At 65.7% G+C, this 7,045-nt stretch carries 7 protein-coding genes; 1 reads left to right on the forward strand and 6 read right to left on the reverse strand.

The annotated features are described in order from the left end of the window. Positions 1-43: 43 nt before the first annotated feature. The gene (locus CAG31_RS27405; protein WP_085586874.1) at positions 44-313 is read right to left on the reverse strand and encodes a type II toxin-antitoxin system RelE/ParE family toxin; all 270 of its coding nucleotides are present in this window, start codon (positions 311-313) and stop codon (positions 44-46) included. Continuing rightward, positions 303-509: an antitoxin gene (locus tag CAG31_RS27410; protein ID WP_085586875.1), complete on the reverse strand. Its 207-nt coding sequence runs from the start codon at positions 507-509 to the stop codon at positions 303-305. Before CAG31_RS27410 ends, CAG31_RS27405 begins: the two co-directional genes overlap by 11 nt. Positions 510-927: 418 nt before the next feature. On the opposite strand from CAG31_RS27410, the gene CAG31_RS27415 reads away from it, so the two are divergent. Next, complete coding sequence (locus CAG31_RS27415) at positions 928-1,125, forward strand: hypothetical protein (RefSeq protein WP_085586876.1); 198 nt, start codon at positions 928-930, stop codon at positions 1,123-1,125. 117 nt (positions 1,126-1,242) lie between these two features. On the opposite strand, the gene CAG31_RS27420 is transcribed toward CAG31_RS27415, so the two are convergent. From CAG31_RS27420 to CAG31_RS27435, 4 genes are all read right to left on the reverse strand, one after another. After that, the gene (locus CAG31_RS27420; RefSeq protein ID WP_085586877.1) at positions 1,243-2,694 is read right to left on the reverse strand and encodes a curlin; all 1,452 of its coding nucleotides are present in this window, start codon (positions 2,692-2,694) and stop codon (positions 1,243-1,245) included. A gap of 27 nt (positions 2,695-2,721) precedes the next feature. After that, positions 2,722-3,183 carry a curlin gene (locus CAG31_RS27425; protein ID WP_085586878.1) on the reverse strand — a complete coding sequence of 154 codons (462 nt, stop codon included), beginning with the start codon at positions 3,181-3,183 and terminating at the stop codon, positions 2,722-2,724. 71 nt (positions 3,184-3,254) lie between these two features. Further along, the gene (locus CAG31_RS27430; protein WP_085586879.1) at positions 3,255-5,483 is read right to left on the reverse strand and encodes an Ig-like domain-containing protein; all 2,229 of its coding nucleotides are present in this window, start codon (positions 5,481-5,483) and stop codon (positions 3,255-3,257) included. A gap of 35 nt (positions 5,484-5,518) precedes the next feature. After that, positions 5,519-6,865 carry a hypothetical protein gene (locus CAG31_RS27435; protein ID WP_085586880.1) on the reverse strand — a complete coding sequence of 449 codons (1,347 nt, stop codon included), beginning with the start codon at positions 6,863-6,865 and terminating at the stop codon, positions 5,519-5,521. Between the last annotated feature and the right edge of the window lie 180 nt (positions 6,866-7,045).

Raw genomic sequence — 7,045 nt, forward strand, 5'->3', positions numbered from 1 at the left:
GGTGAGAGAGCAAGCTCTTTCGCCACAGTGGCTGACAGCGGTGTCAGGGATCTTCCTGACGCGCATGCAAGACGCTCAAGACTCGCACGTGATCCGCCACTTGATAGATGACCAGATAGTTGGGGTGCACAACGATTTCCCGTGTGCCGGCAACCCGACCTGATCGATAGAGACAAGGATGCACAGTCAGTTTGGAGGTAGCGGCTTCAATGCCCTTGAAGAGCTTCATGGCCGCTGCGTGGTGCCGGTCGCTGATGTGTTCAAGAATCTGCAGGAGTTCAGCCCGTGCTTCAGGCTGCCACTCAATCTGCATCGTGGGTTTTGCGCTTCGCTTCCATCAGGGCCTGCATTTCGGCCATCACCTGATCGTGGGCAATGCTCGGGCGAGGGTCATCGAGGGAGGCTTGGACCTTGGCCCTGAACCACCGGTCATAACTGGCCGCCTGCTCTTCGGGCTCAAGGTCTGAAACGACTGGGCACAGCGGGTCGATGAGGGTCGGGTCGGTCATAGGGCCTCCGGGCGCAATGCCCGGCAGTCTATTCGGTAACGGGCACGCTGTCGTCGCTGACGGGATGAGTTGCATAGGGGAAACGCTCCGTGAGGTTCAGGTGGATGCCTGCCGATCCTGGACGGCGCACTTCCGAGGGGCAACCTGCAAATTCGGTCGGAAAAATCCGCATTTTTCTCGAATCCACCCTTCTTCTGTAGGAGCCAGCCTGCTGGCGATGGCGGCCTGAAAGCCGACCAGCCCTTGGCTGAAGCATCCACAGCCGGACTGCATTTCAGCTCTGGATTGTTTAAATGATGTTGCGAATTCGCGGATCCTTCCCACAAGGTTTTCAGGTTGTCCCTCGGAAGTCCGGGCCCTAGCCTGTGTCTGTCGCTGAATTCAGAAATCGGGATTGGAAAACTTCGGGTAAAGCAGAATGGCCAAATCAGAAAAGACTCATGCCATGGCCGCCCATGTTCAACTGGAACTGGCCAAAAAAATTGATTGGATGGAGGAGCACCTGACGCTTGAAGCGCTGGCGGATGTGGACGCCGGGCGTGTTATCGATCATCAGGTCGTACACGTCTGGGCCGACAGTCTGACGACGGATAGCCCACTGCGTGCGCCACGCTGAGGGAGTTGATTCGGATGGCAAGCACGCGCCTCGTTCGCTTCACCTGATGTCGGTACGATCACTCTTGCGAAAGCCGCGATCGCACAACGCAATCGCGGCTTTTATTACGCCCAACCCTTACTGCTGCAACACCGTCGCCTGGTTCGCCGACCCGAACTGCTGGATGTTCGCCGTCTGGGTCATCCCGCTCTGATCCACGGTGGCGATGTTGCCGGTGCCGCCTTGGGTCACGTACGCCACGTTCATCGTGTCGGCCTGTTTCACGCTGATCTGGTTGTCGCTGCCGTAGAGCTGCGCGGTGTAGGCCTGGTTGCCGGAGCCGGACTGATCAAACTCGGCGCTGTTGCCCGAGCCGTTCGACGAGCCCTGGATCAGGTTGGTGGTGCCGCGCTGGTCGGCGATGAGGATGTTGTCGCTGCCGTTCTGGTCGAAGTACAGCTCGTTGTAGGACTCGGCCTGGCTGACGGTGGTCTTGTTGCCGGTACCGGTCTGGTGGGTGGTCATGGTGTGGCCGACGCCGTCCTGGGTGAAGCTGGCGATGTTGCCGTTGCCGGCCTGGGTGACCGTGGCGCGCTGGTTGCTGCCGAACTGGCCGCCGTGCTGCGGGCCTTTCCAGTTGCTGGCGTAGACCTTGTTGTCGTTGCCCGCCGAGGTGGCGTTGAGCACGTGGCCGTCGCCGTTCTGGTAGGTGAAGTGGACATTGCCGTTGCCCACCTGGTACAGCGCCAGCGTCGAGTTGACCGACTCGAACTGGTCGGCGTAGATGGCGTTCAGGTTGCCGACCTGGGTGACGGCGGCGGTGTTGTTTTCGCCGTAGCTCTGGTCCACCACGGTTTCGTTGCCGTCGCCGTACTGGTTGATGGTGGCCTGGCTCGCCAGTTGCGAGTCCTGCCAGATTTCGGTGCCGTTGAGGGTGCCGAACTGGTTGATGGTGATGGTGCCGCCGGTGCCGTTGCGCTGGTCGCCGTAGGCGTAGTTGGAGTCGCCGGCCTGGTTGATGCCGATCGTGCCGCCGTTGTGGGTGACCTGCTCGGCGGTGCCGTAGTTGGCGGTGCCGTACTGGGTGATCACCGAGCTGTTGCCGCTGCCTTCATACAGCTGCTCGATGTTGGCTTCGTTGCTGTCGCCGTACTGGAAGGTCTTGCCTTCGCTGCCGTTCTGCGAGTCCTGGTAGATGAACGAGAAGTTGCCGCTGCCTTGCTGTTGCTGCAGCGCCGTGTTGGGCGAACCGAAGCCCAGGGACTGGCTGGCGTGCGCGGTGTTGAAGGTGCCGACCTGTTGTTGGGTGATGGTGCCGTTGTCTTCGTAGAGCTGTTCGGCGTAGCCGGCGTTGTAGTCGCCGACCGCGTCCTGGGTGATGGTGCTGGTGGCGTGATCCTGCACGGCGGCGGCGTTGTTGCCCTCACCGAACTGGGTCTGGGTGGCGGTGCTGAACGGGGCCTGGGTCTGCTTCACATCGGCGATGTTGGCGGTGCCGGCCTGGCTTTGGGTGGAAAGGCTGTCGTCGGCCATGGCCTGGGCACTGATCATGACCAGGATGGCGGCGGTGAGGGGCGTCAATTTGAACATGATGAACTCTCCGATGATTGCAGTGCTTTAGCGGTATTGCTTGACCGAGACGCTCATGCCGTTGCCCGACTGGGTCACGGCGCTTTGCAGCCCCGTGCCGGCCTGCTCGATGCTGGCGTCGTTGTTGTTGCCGTTCTGCGAAATCTGCGCGCGGTTGTGGCTGCCGGCCTGGGTGATCGAGGCGGCGTTGCCGGAACCGTTCTGGGTGATCTGCGCCATCAGGTCGCTGCCCTGTTGCAGGATGTACGCCTCCTGGTTGCTGCCCGACTGCACGATCCGCCCGAGCAGTGACTGACCGTTCTGCGAGAGCAGGGCGATGTTGGCCTGGCCGTTCTGGTCGATCAGCGCTTGCTGGCCCACAGGTGGGGGCAGTTCGCCGAGGTCGGCCGAGGGGGCCAGGTCATCGTTGTCCATCAGGTCGTCGGCGCGCGCGCCCGCACCGCCGCACAGGGCGAGCAGGCACAGCAGGGCGGCGGTCGGCGTGTTCATGGCGTTGTCCTGTGTCGTTCAGGCGGTCCGGGGGCTTGCCCCATCCACCCGCAGGCGGATGGGGCGAAGGCCTACAGCGTGGTCACCGACACCGTGCGCACGGTGCCCTGGGACGAGCGGATGGTGGCGGTCGGGTTGGCCGACGGCACCACGTTCGTGTTGTTGAGCGTCAGCCGCCAGCGACCGGTGACCGGCACCGTCGTCGTGCCGAGGGTGACCAGCCCGGTCGGGGTGGTGACCTGCACGGTGATGGTGTTGCCGGTGGTCACCGATGAGGTGCCGGCGAAGTCCCAGTTGAAGCGGTTGCCGGAGCGCGCCTGCACCGTCGAGGTGGTGATGGTGAAGGTCTCCGCCGCCGGCCGTGGCGACACTTGCACGGTGACCGTCGCCGGCGTCGACTGGGCGCCGAAGCTGTCCCGGGCGATGTAGGTGAAGGTCGTGGTGAAGGCCGTGGTCACGGTGGCCGGCGGGGTGTAGGTGATCACGGTGCCGTCGGTGCTCACGGTGCCGCGCCCGGCCGGTGGCTGGGTCAGGCTGGCGACGCCCAGCGGCACGTTGCCTTCCGGATCGGTGTCGTTGGCCAGCACGTTGATCGGGATCGCCACGCCCAACGTGGCGACGCTGTCGGCGACGGCGGTCGGCGGCCGGTTCGGTGCCACGCTGACGGTCACGGTGGCCGGGTTCACCGAGGCCAGGCCTTTGCTGTCCTGGGCCTTGTAGGTGAAAGTCGCGGTCAGCGGCGCGTTGACCACCGCAGGCGGCGTGTAGACCACCGAGGTGGTACCGTTCAGAGCGACGGTGCCTTGGCCGGCGGCCGGTTGGGTCAGCGCGGTGATGGACAGCGGCACGTTGCCGTCCGGGTCGCTGTCGTTGGTCAGCAGGCTGAGGGTGATGGGCACGCCGAAGCTGGTGCTGCCGGTGTCGGCGACCGCCAGCGGCGCTTGGTTTTCACCGGTGTCCGGTGCGCTGCCGACCACCACGACCGGCTCGGTGTCGCTGCCGCCGGCGGCGGATTTCACCGTCACGGTGGCGGGTGGCTGGGTCAGGTCGGCCACGGTGATGCGCTGCAGGGTGCCGGTCTTCGACAGGCGGCCGTAACCCTGGGCGACCATGTCCGGCACGGCCACCTCATCGGAGGACGTGGCCTCGATCAGCAGGCTGTGGTTGGCCCAGCTGTAGCGGGCGGTCTGGATCTTCACCACGTCGGTGAGCTTGCTCGACACCGCCGTCGGCCGGGTGGTGCCGGTCGGGTTGGTGGCGGTCACGACGACCACCGACGGCAGGGTGCCGGTGCCCAGGCGCTGGCCGAAGAACAGCCCGTTGTTGTCGCCCAGCAGGTTGGTCTGGCACGGCGACGGCGGGGTGCCCGGCACCAGCGCCACGCTTTCGCGAAAGCACAGGGTGGAGCTGGCGTCGGCCTTGGCGAACACTTCGGCGCGTATGCCTGCCGAGGTGCGGCGGTAGGTGGCGCGGTCGATGGCGACGTGGGTCTGCTGACGGTTGTCCAGCACCTTGCCCGCCACGGTGAACAGGTTGGTCTGGATCGTGCCGGCCGGCCCCGTGATGCGCACGAAGTTGGTGTTGAACGGGCTGCCGGTCACCGCTTCGGTGAGGTTCGGGTCGCCGACGAAGGTCTCGATGCTGCCGGTGTCCGGGTTCACTTCGGTGTACGGGCCGTTGACGCTGCGCAGGAACGGGCCGATGGCTCCGTTGAGCGCACCGCTGAAGTCGCCCGGCGCGCCGATGCCGATGTCTTTGGTGATGTTGATCGCCCGCCGTCCCGGTGCGGTGACGTTGACCGTCTCCACGCCGTAGGGGTGGGTGATGGTGTAGGTGCCGGCGACGGGCACGTTCACCCGGATGCGGATCCGCGCGAAGCTTTGCTGATCGCCGTCGACGGGGTTTTCCGAGGCGAACGCCGCTTCGATCCCCGCCACGTAGGCGTCCATGCCGTAGCCGGCGCCGTTGTTGGCGATGTTGGTCTCGGCCAGGAACCAGAAGGCTTCCGGCGGCCAGTTGTCGGGGAACACCATGGGCTGGGTGTCGTCGAAGACGCCAGGCTCCGGCAGCAGGGTGCACATGTAGGCCGGCGGCACGCTGGCCGGCACCCGCGAGCTGGCGGCCCGGGACTGGCACAGTTCCATCGAGAGCAGGTTGTTGTCCTGGTACCACATCGGGAATTTCCCGGTGGCGAAGGTGTAGGGGCCGGGATCGACGGCGGCGAGTTGCGCGAACGCACTGCCCGACAGCGAGATTGTCAGCCCGAGCGCGTTGAGCGCGAAGCGTGGCCACTTGTTCATGATGCCTCCTGATGCGGATCTGGGCATGTGAGCGTTCATTGCACGATGACCACTTCTTCGGTATCGCTGCCGCCGTTGGACGACGTCACCCGAACCTTGGCCGGCGGAATCGGCGAGATCCCGGTGGTGAGGGATTTCACCGCGCCGTCGCCGCCCAGGGCACCGATGGCGGCGCCGCCGGCGGTGCTGGCAGTGAGCACCGGCGGCGAGGTTTCGTCGCTGGTCGAGGCCACGAGGGTCAGTTGCCCGGAGCTCAGGCTGTATTCGGCGCGCTGGATCACCACCAGGTCCGTCAGGGCCATGGGCAGGGTGGTCGGGGTGCTGCTGGCGATGGCCAGGTGGTTGTCGGCGGTCACTTGCAGGGTGGTCGGCAAGGTCGGGTTGGCCGGTGACTGCGCATACCAGCTGCCGGTGCTGTCGGCCTCCGTGAGGTTGAGCACCGGGGTGCTGCTGGTGACGGCGACGGTGGCGGGCGCGGGCGGGGCCTGGACGAAAACGTCCTGCTGGGCCACCGGGGCGCTGGCGCCGGGGGTGCGCGAGTAGGTGCTGCGCTGGGTGATCAGCGGCGTCGGGCGGACCACCGTGGACAGCTTGCCGGAAATGGCGAACGTGGTGGTGCGCAGGTCGATCCCGCCGGGCCCTTCGATGCGGATGAAGTTGGTGTTGAACGGGCTGCCGGTGACGGCCTCTTCCAGGTTCGGGTCGCCGATGAACTGCTCGGCGGCGCCGGTCACCGGGTTGGTCTCGGTGTAGGGCCCGTTGACGCTGCGCAGGAACGGGCCGACGTCGCCCTTGAGCGCGCCGTCGTAGGTCTTCGGCGAGCCGATGCCGATGTCGCGGGTCATGTTGATCGCCCGCCGGCCGGGGGTGTCGACGTTGAACACGTCCACGCCGTAGGGGTGGGTGATCACGTAGGTGCCGGCGGTGGGCACGTCGACCCGGATGCGGATGCGGGCGAAGCTGATCTGGTCGCCTTCCGCCGGATCGCCGCCGCCGAAGGCGGCCTCGATGGCCGAGACGTAGGTCAGGTCGATGCCCCGCGCGGCATCGACGATGCTCCCGTCAGCGGTGAACCAGAAGGCTTCATCGGGGAAGTTGCTGGGGAAGGACAGGGGTTGCGCGTCGTCGAAGATGCCCGGCGCCGGCAGCAGCGAGCACATGTACGACGGCGTGCCGGGCACGCTCGGCACGCGAGAGCTGAGCGCTTTGGACAGGCACAGATCCAGGGTGCGGCCGTGGGTGTCCTGGTACCAGGCGGCGAAATTGCCGTTGGCCGGTGCGTAGGGGCCGGGGTCGACAGCGAACAGAGCGGCTTGGGCGATGCCCTGGGCCAATGCGCTCACGACCAGGACGGTCGCGGTTTTGGACAGTAAAGGGTGCATGAGTTAATCCCTCTATCGAAGTGCCTGCCCCGTGGGGTGGGTCAGTTGCAGGGGCCTCTACAACTTCCATACCAATGCACCCTCACACAGCCGCAAAGCCCCGTGCCAAGGGCCTTTGAGGGTGGGTGGGAGAGGGTGGCGAGGCACGCAGGGCAGGGCGACAGTCCCCAAGGTTGGGGG

Origin of the sequence: Pseudomonas sp. R25(2017) (genome assembly GCF_002112565.1) — a bacterium.
In the GTDB taxonomy this organism is placed as follows: Bacteria; Pseudomonadota; Gammaproteobacteria; order Pseudomonadales; family Pseudomonadaceae; genus Aquipseudomonas; species Aquipseudomonas ekonensis.